Origin of the sequence: Vreelandella alkaliphila, from assembly GCF_016107625.1 — a bacterium.
GTDB lineage: Bacteria > Pseudomonadota > Gammaproteobacteria > Pseudomonadales > Halomonadaceae > Vreelandella > Vreelandella alkaliphila.
Genome location: NZ_JABASV010000001.1, coordinates 310,548 through 325,314, shown reverse-complemented (window position 1 = coordinate 325,314; position 14,767 = coordinate 310,548). Strand labels below are relative to the sequence as shown.

Below are 14,767 nucleotides of genomic sequence, written 5' to 3'. Positions count from 1 at the left end.
CGTTGCATCAGTGTTCAATACCCATTGCCGCATAGCGCTCGGCTAAGAAATCAAGCAGCGCCCTTACTGAGGGAAGTAAACCGCGGCGAGAGGGGTAAACAGCGTGGATGACTTCCCGTCGAGGCTCCCACTCGGGCAATACCGATATAAGTGCCTTTGATGTTAGTGAATCCTCCAGCATTAGTCTTGGTAATTGAACGATGCCAACACCCGCCAATGCGGCTCTATAAAGTGCGGTCATATCAGTGGTAATAAACCGTGGAGAATGTTCAATTCGGCGCTCTTCACCGTCGCGCTGAAGGTGCCAAACGTGAGCTTCCTCTGGCCTTGCTCTGCTTAGGCTAGGCAGTTTGCGAAGATCGTTGGGCGTTGATGGCATGCCGTGCTGTTCAATCAGTGTTGGGCTTGCTACCAAGCATTGCCCGCGATCCGATAGTACCTTCAGAATAAGCTCGCTATCTTCCAATGGAAGAGGGCGGGCTCGGAGCGCAATATCAAAGCCTTCAACAAACGGGTCTATACGGCGGTTAGTTCCTTCCAGGTGTACCTGGACATCTGGGTAGAGCACCATGAAATCCGCTAGTATTGCACTCACGTGAAAGCTCAATAGCCCCGTAGGGCAACTGATACGGATAGTACCGCAGGGCACTTGTTTGGTTTCTTCGATGAACTGTTGAGCTGCTTCGGCCTCTACTAGCATGGCTTTGCAGTGCTGGTAGTAGCGTTGGCCAATATCAGTGAGAGTGAAGTGGCGGGTCGAACGGTGCATCAAGCGCACGTTAAGCTGATTTTCTAATTCTCCCACCCGTCTGCTTAATTTTGATTTAGCAATACCCAGGGCACGGCCCGCCGGAGAAAAACCTCCATGGTCGACTACCTTCACAAAATAATAAAGATCATTCAGATTAGGGGGCGTCATGTGTTCTCCCTCTGTTCTCCCTATGCAACGCTGTGTCTTAATTTCCCATCTAATCATCAAGTAAGCGAACTACTAAACTCTTTATGGCATGCGCAAAAGCTGTTGGATCTTTGTTTTCCAAAAGCCCACCCAAGCTAATAGATAAAGGAGTATGTCATGGCTAACCCCTATGTTCGTCTCGATAAAGATAACGCCGCCGTTCTTTTAGTAGATCATCAAACTGGGCTGTTGTCCTTAGTTCGTGATATTGACCCTGATCGGTTCAAAAATAACGTACTGGCGCTTGCGGACTTGGCGAAATACTTTGGTCTGCCAACGATTCTTACCACAAGCTTCGAAGATGGGCCTAATGGGCCCCTGGTGCCTGAATTAAAAGAGATGTTTCCAGAGGCGCCTTACATAGCACGCCCTGGACAAATTAATGCCTGGGATAACGAAGATTTTGTAAAAGCGGTTAAGGCGACTGGTAAGAAACAGCTGATTATTGCAGGCGTGGTGACAGAAGTGTGTGTGGCTTTCCCGGCACTTTCCGCACTTGAAGAAGAGTTTGATGTGTTCGTGATCACCGATGCATCGGGTACCTTTAACGAACTTACCCGCGATGCTGCTTGGGACCGTATGTCCGGCGCTGGTGCCCAGTTAATGACCTGGTTTGGTGCTGCCTGCGAACTTCATCGTGATTGGAGAAATGATATTGAAGGCCTAGGGGCGCTCTTCTCTAATCATATCCCCGACTATCGCAACTTAATGAATAGCTACAGTACTTTGACAAAGGGCTCTGACTAAGGACTCTGACAAAGGGCTCTGAATAAGGACTCTGACAAGAAGTAAACCGTGTTTTGACCGGAAGTGAGTGAGCTTCCGGTTTTTTTAATACTTTTGAGCTATTTATTAAAGGTAAGTGATTGGCTAGACGGTAGCTTTGTAAAAATAAATAGCTTTGTGAAATAGAAACTATCGATGATGCCATTGCTCCGCTGTCCATTATTTATGGAGAAACTCCTATGAGCTGGATGCCCGATATTGAGCCCAAATGTCCTTCCGCAGGCAACCTACACGATATTGAAACACTGATCGTACCTCGTGCACACGACCTAGGCGGCTTTGAGGTACGGCGTGCGCTTCCCGCGCCTAAGCGCCAGATGGTTGGTCCATTTATTTTTTTCGATCAGATGGGGCCCGCTGAATTTCTTAGAGAAGATGGTATCGATGTTCGTCCTCATCCCCATATTGGACTTGCTACGGTCACTTACTTGTACCAGGGAGAGTTCCAGCATCGTGACAGTCTGGGGACTAATCAGATGATTCATCCTGGGGCGGTTAATTGGATGGTTGCTGGTAATGGCGTGACCCATTCCGAGCGTACTAGCCCCGCTACACGTCAGAATAAGCACTCCCTGTTTGGTATTCAGACGTGGGTGGCACTGCCTGAAGCATACGAAGATAAACCCGCCAGCTTTGCGCATCATGGGCAGGAGACATTGCCGCTGCTTAAAGGTGAGGGTAAAGAGATTCGCTTGATTCTTGGTACGGCATGGGGTGAACAGGCGCCTGTACAGACCTTTTCGGAGATGTTCTATGCGGATGCGGTACTCCAACCCGGCGCTAAGCTTCCTTTGCCCGATGGTCACGAAGATCGTGGCCTCTATGTAACGTCGGGTAGCGTTAGTATTGCAGGGGATACATTCGATGCGGGACAAATGATGGTTTTCCGTCCGGGTGATCCCATCACCGTAACCGCGGGCGAAAGCGGAGCTCGGCTAATGCTGCTCGGCGGCGAAACGCTCAATGGGCCACGCTATATCTCTTGGAACTTCGTGGCATCTTCCCGGGAAAAATTAGCGGCTGCTAAGCAGGCGTGGATGGAAGGTGACTTCGAGCATGGGCGATTTAAATTGCCGCCGGGGGACGATGAAGAATTCATTCCCTTTCCAGGCCAGCAGCGTAATTAATTCGTAGTGGAAGGGCTGGCTATTAAGCCAGCCCTATTGTTACTTCAACAGTAGTTGCTTGAAAAGTTGTTACTTAAATAGCGATGTCATTAGCTTGGCATGTGGCCAAAGCGGCCGTTGTTAAAGTCTTCTATCGCTTCAATGATGTCACGTTCGCTATTCATCACAAACGGCCCATGACCTACCACTGGCTCATTGAGCGGCTCGCCACTTAGCAGCAACAGGGTTGCGTCATTATTGGCTTCAAGCGTCAGTGCGTCACCTGCTCTAGAAAGCTCGGCTACTTGCGCGTCACGCAGTACCTCTTCGCCATTGACTTGAACCGTACCTTTTAGCACGACCAGCAGGGTTGTCCATCCATCCGGCTGCGTCAGCGTGGTTGTCTTACCACCGTTTAGCCGCACATCCCATACGTTCATCGGTGAGAACGTCTGTGCTGGGCCCGAGTGAGCCTTACGGTTGTCATCTATATAGCTGCCGGCGATCACGCGGACGCTCCCAGCTTGATCAGGTAGTGCTGTCACAGGAATCTGGGCATTAAAAATTGCCTGATAGCCTGGTGTGGCCATTTTGTCTTTGGCGGGTAAGTTTACCCACAGCTGCACCATCTCAAGTGTGCCGCCTTGCTCTGTAAATGCGGGCGAATGAAACTCATCGTGCAGGATACCCGCACCCGCCGTCATCCACTGCACGTCGCCTGGGCCAATTACGCCGCCTTTGCCCGTTGAGTCGCGGTGCGCCACTTCTCCTTGGTAGACAATCGTGACGGTTTCAAACCCTCGGTGCGGGTGTTGCCCGACACCGCGTGGCCGCGTGGTGGGAGTAAAGTCGGCGGGCCCAGCATAGTCCAGTAACAAAAAGGGACTCAACTGCTCGGAGCGTGGGCCATAGGAGAACAGCGAACGCGCCGGAAAGCCGTCACCCACCCAGTGAGGGCGTGGAGCGCTGGTAACACCTACTAACTTTTTCATCGTTTCTCCTTAAAGAGTACGTTGCTGGTTAAGAAGGGTACGTGTTAGGTGAGGCAAGTAATAGATAGTGCAGCTGAGACTCAGTGTTGCAGTGCTGGAACGCTAGGTGCTTGCTTGATTGAAGAACGTAGACTGTACTTTGGTCAATCACTGACATGGAAGCTCAGTGTTCAGCGCTGGGCTGGCGGCTTTTTTCGCCAGTTGGTGACTGGTTATTTGGCTCACTTACTTTAAATGACAAGGTTGGTATGAAAAAGAACAGCTCGTGGCTTGTGCGGGTTGCGCTGGTTGTCACTCTGGTGTTTTCCAGCGCATGCATAGCGCAAACTCAAGGAGATGAGAGCGAAAATGAGCGGTGGTTCGCTATTGACTCGCTTAACACAGGGCTAGGCGATGTGCCCGAAGAGGTTGGGCGGATGTCGCCACGGGAAATGGTTCGCAGTTTTTTAGCGTTCACCGAAAGCGAAGATTACGCCACAGCGGCGCATATGCTGAACCTCAACGATATTGACCCAGGCGAGCAGCAGTCTCAGGGCGCCGAGCTCGCTAGGCAGTTAGCGGAGGTACTAAAACGTGGTGAATGGTTGAATGCGTCTAATATGTCTGGCCGTCAAGATGCTGTGATAGAAGATCCTTCCGGACAGAACCCCCTGGCAGGAGAGCCACAGCGCAATATTGAGCTGGCTGCCCTAAAGGTAGAGGGCCAAGCCTACGATGTTCGACTGGGGCGCTACCGCGTAGGTGAAGAAGACCCTGTGTGGTTAGTGATGCCAGAAAGCGTGTCGTTTATTCCGGCTCTCTACGAAGAGTACGGGCCTTCAATGCTGGAACGCTATATCCCTGAGCGGTTAAAGGCGTCGTTTGGCATGCTAAAAATCTGGGAATGGTTAGCGATTCCGATTTTTTTAATCGCCATTGGCACGGTGGGGGTGGTTACTTACTACGTTGTTGGGCTAGTGGCACGCATCCTGCCCTCTGGCGTGTCTACTATTTTTGCCGATCAAATTGGCGTGCCCATGGCGATGATTGTTATGTCGCTGGTAACACAGATGTTACTGGACTACGTTGTATCGTTTTCCGCTATTGCGACGACGACGTTCCGCGTGCTGTTGATCTCTATCATGGCCTGGGGCGCAGGTACTATTGCGCTGCGTTTTGTTGACACGATTATGCTGCGTTTAACGCGACGCTTGGTAGGGGAAATTGACGACACGAAGCCTAAAGATCAGCGACGGCTGCTAACCTCGCTATACGCATTGCGCCGGGCCATTATTCTGATCACCGTGACCGGTGTATCTATCTACATCCTAGGCCAAGTTCAGCTTTTCGAAACCCTTGGCTTGTCTATTTTGGCGTCTGCCAGCGTATTGGCAGTATTAGTGGGTGTGGCGGGGCAAACGGTTCTTGGCAATATTCTCTCCTCGTTTCAGCTATCGCTTGCCAAGCCTATCCGTATCGGCGACTTGGTGATCTTTGAAGGGGAGTGGTGTTATGTCGAAGGGATCTTTTATACCTATATTCGACTGCGATCATGGGACGAACGACGCTTGATAGTGCCCGTAACCTACTTCACCTCCAAGCCTTTCGATAATTTGTCAGTGAAGAGTACCAAGATGTACCGATCCTTGGTGCTGACGCTTCACCTCAGTGCCGATATAGGGCTGCTAAGAGATAAATTCCTCGAATTCGCCAAAGAGGAGGAGAACGTTGTTGAACACCATAAGCTGCTCTGTTACGTGACGGCACAAACGGGGACGGCCCAGACTATCACCTGCTATTTAATGACATCTGACCCCATGGCAGGCTGGACGGCCGAGATGAACCTGCGCGAGAAGCTGCTGGCCTTTATCCGCGATAACCATCCAGAGTGGTGGCCAAGGGAAATCATGGTTATTAGCCATGAGGATATTGCACGCGGAGAAGGGCAAGGCAAGCGTTCGCAGGACGCGGATAGTTCTGCGGGTAAACCGCCTGAATAGAAGGCAACTAAGCAGCGGCAAGCGCCGCTGCTTTTATCAGTTCTATCGCTCAGTGTTTATTTACAAAGTGTCAAAAAGCCGTCTTCATCGATAAACCCTTTATCGCCGGTTATAAACCAGCGTTGGCCATCGAGTTCTTTAATGGCGGCGGCTGTGCGTTTCGAGTCGTTTAGGTAGCCCTGCATCACCTGAGGACCGCTGATTAAAATCATGCCTGCTTCTCCGCTAGGCTGTTCCGCAAAGCTTTCCGGCTCAACGATTTTAAAGCTGGTGCCGGGGAGCGGCATGCCGACGGTACCCGCTTTACTGCCTTGCTGTATTGTTTGGTAATGAGCGCCCAACGAATCCGGTAGATTGACCGATGCCACAGGAGCGGTTTCGGTTGCCCCGTAACCTTTATAAATAGGCTTATGGAATTTTAGGACGAAGTCGCTGCATACCTGCTCATCCAATGTTTCGGCACTGACAACGACTGCCCGTAGGCTTTCTAGCATGAGTGGGTGCACTTTGGGGCTGTGGTTTAGGTGCTGTAGAAAGTCTGATGTGCCGAACATCAGGGTGGCTTTGTGCTTGGCGACAGAGCTGGCAATACCAGCAGTGTCGTTGGGGTCCGCGTGGCAGACCAACGGCAGGCCTTCGATAAGTGGCAGCAGTTGGGTAACGGTGAGACCAAAGGCATGAAACAGAGGCAGCGAGCCGATCACCACATCGTCATATTGGGTATTAAGCACATCGGAGGTCTGCTTAATATTGGCCATCAGGTTGCGGTGGCTAAGCATGACGCCTTTAGGCTGTCCTTCGCTTGTGCTTGGAAACACAATGGCGGCGGTGGCATTGGCATCTCTACTGCGGCAGTAAAGGCGTTGAAGCAGCCACGTAGGCAGCAGGCGAACGGCAAGCCAAGTGCTGACGCGTTCATGACGGCGGATGCTGGCTTGCAGATCTTCCAGGTAAATCGTCCGAGTATTTGCTAGCCGCTGGCTGATGTTTAACCCTTGTTGCTGGAGTTTTTCGACGAAGTGGCGCGAGGTAAACACCGTGTCGATGTTGGCTTGGGCGAGTGCCGCAGAAAACGTGTCTTCTTTCGCGGTGCCATTGGGACTGTCGTCAAAATGATAGTTGAGGTTAACCAGTGTTTTTCCAGCCAGAAGTGTTGCCATATTGGCTAGTGCACCCACGCTGCTATTAGGCAGCAGTAGGCCCACGTTTTGCCCAGGGGTTAGCGTGTGGATGCGCTTTGCAATAAGCAGACTGGCGGTAAGTGCTTGGCCTGCCGTCAGCGGGTGGCTAAGGGTATCAGTGAGTGCTTGTGCGCCAAGGTTACGCTTCACGCTACGAATCCAGGCGTCCGGCAGCGAGGGCAGTTCATCGATAGCATGTTGCCACGAGTTAGTTGCTTGTTCGAAGATGCGCCGTTTGAGCACGTCGGCAGGGGTGTCTTTGGGCAGCGGCTTGCCAAACGCAACGACGATTGAGCGATGGAGAGGCGCGTTACGCAGCTCTTTGAGTTTGCTGGATGAGCGAGAAAACTGGCTACCCCACAGGCCGCGCAAGTAAAACGGCACAATACGTACCTCTGGGTTGGCCAGCTTGCAGGCGCGTTCATAGCCTCGGCGCAGCTCGCCTAGCTGGCCGTTGCGGCTGATCGCGCCTTCGGGGAACAGGCATACCACTTCACCGTTATTCAGCTGTTCGGCAACGGCGGCTAGGGCGTTATCGGCTCCTGCGCCCCGTTCGATAGGAATACAGCCCAGCGCCTTAAAAAACCAGCGCAAATACCAACGCTGATAAATATCCTTCAACATGACAAAACGCACGGGGCGAGGGCAGGCGATTTGCACCATTGCCCAGTCTACCCAGCTAATATGGTTGCCAAGCAGCAGCACGCCGCCTTGGGCAGGCAGGTGCTCTAATCCATGAACATCAACACGATAACGGCGAGTGAGCAGAAAACTGAGTAGAAAGCGCACCAAGCTTTGGGGCAATTTGAAGATAGTGTAGCCACCGCCCACCATGGCAACGGTCGCCACGAGCAACAACAGGTAGTGGCTATCTACACCTGCCAGGGCAAACAGCGCGGTAAGCGCCAAGAAGCCCAGCATAGACAGGTTCTGAATCCAGTTGTTGGCAGCAAGCACAGTGCCTAGCTCATGGTCTGCCGCATGAAATTGAATCAGTGCATTGAGCGGTACAATGAATAACCCGCCCATCATGCCAATAAATACAAAGTTCAGCGCTTGGCTGATGGGGGTAGTGAGCAGTGGCAGGCACCACAGACCCACCGCAACGCCGACAGCGCCTAATGGAATCAAGCCGGTTTCAATACGGTTACGCGACAGTTTGCTGGCAAGCAATGACCCTAATGCAATCCCAATACCGCTAGCGGCAAGAATTCCTTGCAGCACTAAGGTGTTATCAATGCTGAGTGCATCTTTGGCATAGGCGGGAAAAGCGGCGAGCAGCACCTGGCCCACCGACCAGAAAGTCGCAAGACCGATAATTGACAGCCGCAGCACCGGTTGACGGCCCAGAATGCTCAGGTTGTCTTTAAGTGCGCTGCCTTTGATATAGCGCTGCCAGGTGAGCGGGGTCGTCGAGGGCTGTGCGTTATCCGGTTTCAAGCGATACAGTGCCATCACTTGTATAACGCTGTTCAACACCAGCAGCCAACCCAGCGGCGCAATGCTGCGCAATAGCTCGCCGGGTGTTTGGGCGCTGGGTAAGATCCAGCTTTCAAACAGCGCGGTAAAGGCCACGGTGCCGGCCAAAATGGCACCAATGGTGACGGCCTGGATAAGTCCGTTAGCTTCTGCCAAGCGGGGTTTGCCAAATAGCCCTTTCACCAAGCCATACTTTGCGGGGGAGTAAAAGGCTGACTGAATTGCCAGCACTAGCGTCATGGCAAACGCCAGCCAAAACCAGCCTTGGTAATAAGCGGCGGTGATGCCCAGTGAAACAGCGACAGCGGCCCAGGCGGAACCCCGGAGAATGCGAACTTTGGGGTAGCTATCTGCCACATGACCTGCGGGGCTAAACAGCAAAATAAACGGCAAAAGGATAAGCCCATTGACCAACGCCGTCAGTACCACCTGGGTTTCGCCGTCGTAGCTTTTAAAAATCGTGTTTTGAATGACGATTTTATGTCCTAAATCCACAAAGGCATTCAAGAAAATGGCAATCAGATAGGGCCAAACACCCGTGATGCGTAGTAAAGGTTGCATGAAATGACGCCTTATAAACCAGAAGTTAGGGCACTTTCGGTAAATGGGGTTAATGTTGCAACTCTGGTGGTTCAAGTTGTGTTATTTGGGCTTTACGGTATCGTTATACGCTACTTTATATGTCTGGAGGTTGTGTGTCTCAGACAAGCGCGCTTATTGATACCTTAAAACGCCAGCTGCGCTCCCAGGGGAAAACCTACGCTGATGTGGCGTTATGGCTTGGGTTGAGCGAGGCCTCGGTCAAGCGATTGTTCGCTGAGCAGCACATCACCCTAGAGCGGCTAGAGCGTATTTGCGATCAGCTTAACCTGGAATTTGCTGAGTTGGTGCAATCCATGCAAGAGGAAGAGCACCGTTTGCAGGAGCTGACCCAGGCGCAGGAGCAGAGTATTGTCGATGATCGTGAGCTATTTTTGGTCGCTGTGTGTGTGATTAACGGCTATCGGTTTGATGAAATTCATCACCAGTACCAGCTCAGCGAGGCGCAGTGCACTCGGCAACTGCTGGCGCTAGAACGGCTAAAGTTGATTGACCTACTGCCGGGTAATCGAATCCGGCGGCGTGTGGCTGCGAATTTTCGTTGGCGGCCTGGCGGCCCCATTCAGCGTTTTTTCCAGCAATATATTGCCACAGAGTTTTTTCACTCCCGTTTCGATAGCGACAGCGAAAAGCTGATGGTACTGAATGGCCTGCTTTCTCATGCAGGTAATGCTGAATGGCAACAAACAATGCAGCGGCTGGCAAAAGAGTTTCACGCCCTGTGTGAACGAGAAAGTGGGCTGCCCATTCATCAGCGCTTTGGCACCACCTCGGTACTGGCTGTGCGTCAGTGGCAGTCAACGCTGTTTAAAGATGTCGCCCGCGGGTCGTATAGGCAAAAGAAAATTTTATAAACCAACGTTTTATGGGCATATATTTTATGAGTTCACATTGTTATGAATAGCACTCCTTTTCAATTACTAGCCTGTCCGTTAGATGGCGAGCCGCTTAATCTTGCAGGCAGTACTTGGCGCTGCTCTGCTGGGCATAGCTTCGATGTTGCTAAGCAAGGTTACGTCAACTTGCTTCCGGTACAGCAAAAGCGTTCCACTGACCCTGGTGACAGTAAGCTGATGGTGGCGGCAAGACAGCGTTTTCTTGGGGCTGGTTACTATCAGCCCATTGCTCAGGCGGTAAGCAAACATCTGTTAAGCCATGCTGAGGCTCAACCTGCTAGTTCGCTATTTGGCTGCCTGGATGCTGGCTGCGGTGAAGGCTATTACTTGCGTGAGCTATCTCGTGCTGTATCGAATTCGCGGCCACTTTCACTGCTGGGATTAGATATTTCCAAATGGGCAGTGCTGTCGGCGGCCAGGCAAGATGATAAAAAATCTCCGCTTTGTCGTTGGGTCGTCGGGAGCAATGCGCACTTGCCAGTTCAAACGAAGACGCTCGACAGCGTGCTGTGTATGTTTGGCTTTCCGGTGCATCACGAATTTGCGCGGGTATTAAAACCGGGTGGCCTGTTGGTGCAGGTTGAGGCAGGAGTGGGGCACTTGCGTGAGCTGAGGGAGGTGATTTATCCCACGCTTAAGCCAGACACGACAAGTGAACGGGAAGTGCCTGAGGGCTTTACCCAGTTGCACACCGAGTCACTTAACTATCAAATAACGCTGGAAGGGCAGGCATTAATTGGTGATCTATTAACGATGACGCCCCATCTTTACCGTGCCAGTCAGGAGGGGCGGGCACGTGCAGCGGCACTTGATGAGCTTACCCTGACGGTGGATGCCAAACTAATGGTGTATGAGCGTAAATAGGGGGGTAAAAATCCGACCATACTCTCTTTCTGCATCTTTATTACAACTGCCTTTCACTTTGTCTTTCATTTTCAACATGCAAACGCAACAAGGCCCGCATAAGCGGGCCTTGTCATCCGAACCCGTTAAGGTTCGAGCAAACTCTTAAACCGTTAAGGCTTAGGACATTTGCTTGATGTTAGAAGCCTGAAGGCCTTTCTTACCCTGGGTAACGTCAAAAGAAACGTTAGCACCTTCTTGAAGGGTTTTGAAACCGTCAGACTGAATTTCAGAGAAATGAGCAAAAAGGTCGTCGCCGCCGTCAGAAGGAGCGATGAAACCAAAACCTTTAGTGTCGTTAAACCATTTAACTGTGCCAGTTGCCATTATGTAGATCCTTTCGCGCTAATGCGCCGTAATAAAGTTCCTGGTATTACCCAGATGAATAGTAGCGGGTGAAACAAGGAATACAATATCAGGCTGCCGAAATAGATCGTACACTTCTGAAACCATGCTGCTTGCTAACCAACTGACGCTACAGTGACATGATTTTTTCTTCGGGTCAAAGCTTTTTTATGAATATTTTCTGGGGGTGGTGTCAGGACTGCGGTTACTTCCACCCCACTTTTCAGGTGCTTGGGGCTTTACGGTGAGTCAGATCTTCAATGTTAAAAATGGTATCTTTGGCGCAGCACTTTTGAAACGACAACCCGGTCGGTAAGGCACGTTATCAAAACGAGGAGAGTCCAATGATTGCCGAACATGAATTGGCATATCTAAAGCGCGCTGTGGCTTTAGCAGAGGAGGCTTTAAGTGCAGGGGATGAGCCATTTGGTAGTGTGCTGGTAAATGCTGAAGGTAAGGTATTAGCCGAGGATCGAAATCGCATTGCCGGTGGAGATTCTACTCAGCATCCAGAGTTTTCGCTGGCCCGCTGGGCAGCGAATCATATGACGCCTGAAGAGCGCTCTAAAGCGACCGTCTATACCTCTGGAGAGCACTGCCCAATGTGTGCAGCGGCTCATGGGTGGGTAGGGTTAGGTCGTATCGTTTACGTCAGTTCTTCTGAGCAGTTGGGAGTATGGTTGGCTGCACTTGGCGTAGCGCCACCGCCTGTCGCTCCGCTATCGATTAATGAGGTGGTACCTGGTTTGACTGTTGATGGCCCAGTGCCTGGGCTGGACGAGCAAGTCCATGCCTTGCATCGCCGCTTGCACGCATAACGTCAGGGCCGGGTTTTGAAGGGTTGGGTATTAATTGTCCGGCAAGACTGGGTGAGCAATGCATGGCCCATAAAGACAAACGCCGCCTTGTGCTCGTCAAGGCGGCGTTTGTTAAATCGATGCAAAAAAGAGCATCGGTGCTTCAATATGCCTAGTGTTTCAATATGACATAGAAGGCGTGAATGATGCCTGGAATAAAGCCAAACAGCGTGAGAATGATATTTAGCCAGAAATGCCCTTTGAAACCGACCTCAAAAAACACCCCTAGTGGGGGTAGAAGAATGGCAAAGATCATCTTGATCGGGTCAGTTGCGGTAAACGCCATGCAGCCTCCTTTGCTTATACAGTCTGTCGGTTAATAACGAACAGGTTAATAACGTGGGTTTCTAGAATGTAGATATCAATAACGGTTTTAGCGCTGATTGCTAATGCTGGCCTTTTAGCAACAGTGCGGTTCAGCGATTGAGCGTAACGTAGTCGCAATGATTAAGTTTGGCGAATCAGTGCGACTTAGGTACGACCTCGTGTTTGGGCTATCGTTCACTTGCTTAGGTAGGCGTATTCAAGAACTTAGGTTTTCAAAAAATTAGATCTTCAAGAAATTAGGGCTGCGAAAGCCCATCGACTACAGATGAATAAGGAACGCCATGAGTCACTATCTACCGCCATCACTGCTGCTCGCGAGCGTTGTTCTAGCCAGCTCTGCGTGGGCGCAGGCACCCAGCAGTGAGGACGCGGTACTGCCTACAGTAGAGGTGAGCGCTCCGCGCTTAGCCCGCGAGCTGTATGCCACGCCAGCGGCCGTTTCTACCTTGGAGCGTGAAGAAATTGCCCAAGGTCAGCAGCGGGTAAGGTTGGATGAAGCGCTTAACCGAGTGCCGGGGGTGTTTTTACAAAACCGCGATAATTTCGCTCAAGGACAGCGAATCGCTATTCGCGGCTTTGGCGCGCGTGCTCCATTTGGTGTGCGTGGAATTACCGTTATGGTAGATGGCATTCCGTACACGCTTCCAGATGGTCAAGCCCAGCTGGATGCTATTGATTTAGATAGCGCCGAGCGCATTGAGGTGATCCGCGGGCCGTCTTCAGTGCTTTACGGTAATGCGGCTGGCGGGGTGATTGATGTGACCACTGCCGATGGACGTGATAATCCTGGTACTCGGCTGCGGTTGGGCGCAGGTAGTGATGGCTATCAAAAAGTGGCACTGCAAAATGGCGGTGTTCAGGGCAATTGGTCTCACCATATCAGTCTGACGGCGCTTAACGTTGATGGTTATCGTGAACAAAGCTCAACCGAGAAGTATTTGCTGAATGCAAAGTTGCGTCGAGAACTCGGTAGTGGGCAGGCGGTTACCGCGATTATTAATCTGTTGGATAACCCCCGTTCGGAAGATCCCGGTGCACTTAATGCCCGTGAAGTTGCCGCTGGGCGCGATCAGGCCGCGCCCAATTCGCTAGCGCTAGATGCTGGGCAAAACGTCGATCAGCAGCTGTTGGGTTTGCAGTACGAGGACTTAGCGGCGGGTGATGGCGAGCTGTATCTCAAGGGCTTTATTGCTCAGCGTGATTTTGAACAGCAACTGCCTTTTGTAGGTAGTAGTCGTTTGGGCTATCAGCGTGACTATATGGGCGCAAACGCTGAATATCATCACGGGGTGGCGTTAGGGAGCCTGCCGCTGAGTTATATCGTTGGGGTGGATGTGGCGCGCCAAGAGGATGAGCGTTTTCGTAACGATGTCGATGCCCAAGGGACTGTCGGCGAGCAGTTAGCGGATGAAACCCAAACGGCGACTGCCGCTGGCGTATTTGCCCAAGGGGATTTAGCGCTCTCGGAACAGGTCACGCTCTCGTTGGGCGCGCGATTTGACCGGGTGGCGCTAGACGTCGACGATACGTTTCTTGATGATGGAGATCAAAGCGGGAAGCGTACCTTTAACGAGTGGAGTGGCTCGGCGGGGCTAAGTTATCGCTATCGTCCGCAGCACCAAGCGTATATTAATACCGGCACCGCGTTTGAGACGCCTACGTTTTCTGAGTTTGCCAACCCGACCGGCGGTGGTTTCAACCCCGCTGTTGAGCCGCAAAAAGCATGGAATCGCGAAATAGGGTTGCGTGGCTACATTGAGCCGTTGGCGATGGATTACGATCTCGCACTATTTTCGGTCCGCGTTCGCGATGAGCTGGTGCCGTATGATGAGGGTGGCCGTACCTTCTATCAGAATGCAGGCGACACAAATCGCGATGGCCTAGAACTGGCGCTGGGCTGGCAGCTTGCCGACCAGTGGCGTCTGGATAGCGCTTTAACCCTCGCGCGTTATGAATTCGATAAGTTTGCAACACCTAGTGAACGCTTTGATGGCAACCGGATTCCTGGGTTGCCAGAGCAGACGTGGGTCAATCAATTAACCTGGGAAAACCTTGATCAGCGTTTCGCCACGTTGGAAACCGAATACATCGGTGATTTAGTAGCGGATAACGCTAATGCGACGGAGGTAGATAGCTATTGGCTGCTCAACCTCCGAGTGGGTGATGGTTGGCAGTTAAGTGAAGGTACGCGACTAAGCGCTTATCTTGGTCTGCGCAACCTGCTTGATGAAGAGCACTATGCCAATGTGCGCTTAAACGGCACCTTTGGCCGCTTTTATGAGCCAGCCCCAGGGCGAAGTGTTTATGGCGGCGTGGAGCTGAGTTTTTAATCAGAGGCTCCTTAGCAAAAAACGGGCG

The 14,767-nt window shown here is 51.7% G+C and carries 12 protein-coding genes; 7 read left to right on the top strand and 5 right to left on the bottom strand.

Features of this window, described 5'->3' with window-relative positions; genetic code table 11:
- Positions 1-7 precede the first annotated feature (7 nt).
- Positions 8-919 carry a LysR family transcriptional regulator gene (locus JFC11_RS01455; RefSeq protein ID WP_198348557.1) on the bottom strand — a complete coding sequence of 304 codons (912 nt, stop codon included), beginning with the start codon at positions 917-919 and terminating at the stop codon, positions 8-10.
- A gap of 156 nt (positions 920-1,075) precedes the next feature.
- Between JFC11_RS01455 and ycaC the strand changes: the two genes are divergently transcribed.
- Positions 1,076-1,705 carry an isochorismate family cysteine hydrolase YcaC gene (ycaC, locus tag JFC11_RS01450; RefSeq protein WP_038481864.1) on the top strand — a complete coding sequence of 210 codons (630 nt, stop codon included), beginning with the start codon at positions 1,076-1,078 and terminating at the stop codon, positions 1,703-1,705.
- 218 nt (positions 1,706-1,923) lie between these two features.
- Positions 1,924-2,871: a pirin family protein gene (locus JFC11_RS01445; RefSeq protein ID WP_198348556.1), complete on the top strand. Its 948-nt coding sequence runs from the start codon at positions 1,924-1,926 to the stop codon at positions 2,869-2,871.
- Positions 2,872-2,960: 89 nt separating this feature from the next.
- Here JFC11_RS01445 and JFC11_RS01440 read toward each other — a convergent pair whose 3' ends face one another.
- The gene (locus tag JFC11_RS01440) at positions 2,961-3,842 is read right to left on the bottom strand and encodes a pirin family protein (protein WP_198348555.1); all 882 of its coding nucleotides are present in this window, start codon (positions 3,840-3,842) and stop codon (positions 2,961-2,963) included.
- Positions 3,843-4,090: 248 nt separating this feature from the next.
- Here JFC11_RS01440 and JFC11_RS01435 point away from each other — a divergent pair, with 248 nt between their 5' ends.
- Positions 4,091-5,821 (top strand): mechanosensitive ion channel family protein, encoded by a 1,731-nt coding sequence (locus tag JFC11_RS01435; RefSeq protein ID WP_198348554.1) that lies wholly within the window; start codon positions 4,091-4,093, stop codon positions 5,819-5,821.
- A 56-nt stretch (positions 5,822-5,877) separates the two neighbouring features.
- On the opposite strand, the gene JFC11_RS01430 is transcribed toward JFC11_RS01435, so the two are convergent.
- Complete coding sequence (locus tag JFC11_RS01430) at positions 5,878-9,042, bottom strand: acyl-[ACP]--phospholipid O-acyltransferase (protein ID WP_198348553.1); 3,165 nt, start codon at positions 9,040-9,042, stop codon at positions 5,878-5,880.
- 134 nt (positions 9,043-9,176) lie between these two features.
- Between JFC11_RS01430 and JFC11_RS01425 the strand changes: the two genes are divergently transcribed.
- Positions 9,177-9,935, top strand: coding sequence for a helix-turn-helix domain-containing protein (locus JFC11_RS01425; RefSeq protein WP_198348552.1), 759 nt, complete (start codon positions 9,177-9,179; stop codon positions 9,933-9,935).
- A 42-nt stretch (positions 9,936-9,977) separates the two neighbouring features.
- Positions 9,978-10,841: a putative RNA methyltransferase gene (locus JFC11_RS01420; RefSeq protein ID WP_198348551.1), complete on the top strand. Its 864-nt coding sequence runs from the start codon at positions 9,978-9,980 to the stop codon at positions 10,839-10,841.
- A 159-nt stretch (positions 10,842-11,000) separates the two neighbouring features.
- Here JFC11_RS01420 and JFC11_RS01415 read toward each other — a convergent pair whose 3' ends face one another.
- The gene (locus JFC11_RS01415) at positions 11,001-11,207 is read right to left on the bottom strand and encodes a cold-shock protein (RefSeq protein ID WP_009722287.1); all 207 of its coding nucleotides are present in this window, start codon (positions 11,205-11,207) and stop codon (positions 11,001-11,003) included.
- A 362-nt stretch (positions 11,208-11,569) separates the two neighbouring features.
- Here JFC11_RS01415 and JFC11_RS01410 point away from each other — a divergent pair, with 362 nt between their 5' ends.
- Positions 11,570-12,043 (top strand): nucleoside deaminase, encoded by a 474-nt coding sequence (locus tag JFC11_RS01410; RefSeq protein ID WP_198348550.1) that lies wholly within the window; start codon positions 11,570-11,572, stop codon positions 12,041-12,043.
- A gap of 151 nt (positions 12,044-12,194) precedes the next feature.
- On the opposite strand, the gene JFC11_RS01405 is transcribed toward JFC11_RS01410, so the two are convergent.
- Positions 12,195-12,368, bottom strand: a complete 174-nt coding sequence (locus tag JFC11_RS01405; RefSeq protein WP_038481890.1) for a YqaE/Pmp3 family membrane protein — start codon at positions 12,366-12,368, stop codon at positions 12,195-12,197.
- A 322-nt stretch (positions 12,369-12,690) separates the two neighbouring features.
- On the opposite strand from JFC11_RS01405, the gene JFC11_RS01400 reads away from it, so the two are divergent.
- Positions 12,691-14,739, top strand: a complete 2,049-nt coding sequence (locus tag JFC11_RS01400; RefSeq protein WP_198348549.1) for a TonB-dependent receptor family protein — start codon at positions 12,691-12,693, stop codon at positions 14,737-14,739.
- Positions 14,740-14,767: the final 28 nt, after the last annotated feature.

Excerpts from the sequence above, each read along its gene's own strand:
- JFC11_RS01430 (WP_198348553.1), bottom strand. The coding sequence starts at position 9,042 with ATGCAACCTTTACTACGCATCACGGGTGTTTGGCCCTATCTGATTGCC.
- JFC11_RS01400 (WP_198348549.1), top strand. The coding sequence starts at position 12,691 with ATGAGTCACTATCTACCGCCATCACTGCTGCTCGCGAGCGTTGTTCTA.
- JFC11_RS01410 (WP_198348550.1), top strand. The coding sequence starts at position 11,570 with ATGATTGCCGAACATGAATTGGCATATCTAAAGCGCGCTGTGGCTTTA.
- ycaC (WP_038481864.1), top strand. The coding sequence starts at position 1,076 with ATGGCTAACCCCTATGTTCGTCTCGATAAAGATAACGCCGCCGTTCTT.
- JFC11_RS01435 (WP_198348554.1), top strand. The coding sequence starts at position 4,091 with ATGAAAAAGAACAGCTCGTGGCTTGTGCGGGTTGCGCTGGTTGTCACT.
- JFC11_RS01445 (WP_198348556.1), top strand. The coding sequence starts at position 1,924 with ATGAGCTGGATGCCCGATATTGAGCCCAAATGTCCTTCCGCAGGCAAC.
- JFC11_RS01455 (WP_198348557.1), bottom strand. The coding sequence starts at position 919 with ATGACGCCCCCTAATCTGAATGATCTTTATTATTTTGTGAAGGTAGTC.
- JFC11_RS01405 (WP_038481890.1), bottom strand. The coding sequence starts at position 12,368 with ATGGCGTTTACCGCAACTGACCCGATCAAGATGATCTTTGCCATTCTT.
- JFC11_RS01420 (WP_198348551.1), top strand. The coding sequence starts at position 9,978 with ATGAATAGCACTCCTTTTCAATTACTAGCCTGTCCGTTAGATGGCGAG.
- JFC11_RS01440 (WP_198348555.1), bottom strand. The coding sequence starts at position 3,842 with ATGAAAAAGTTAGTAGGTGTTACCAGCGCTCCACGCCCTCACTGGGTG.
- JFC11_RS01415 (WP_009722287.1), bottom strand. The coding sequence starts at position 11,207 with ATGGCAACTGGCACAGTTAAATGGTTTAACGACACTAAAGGTTTTGGT.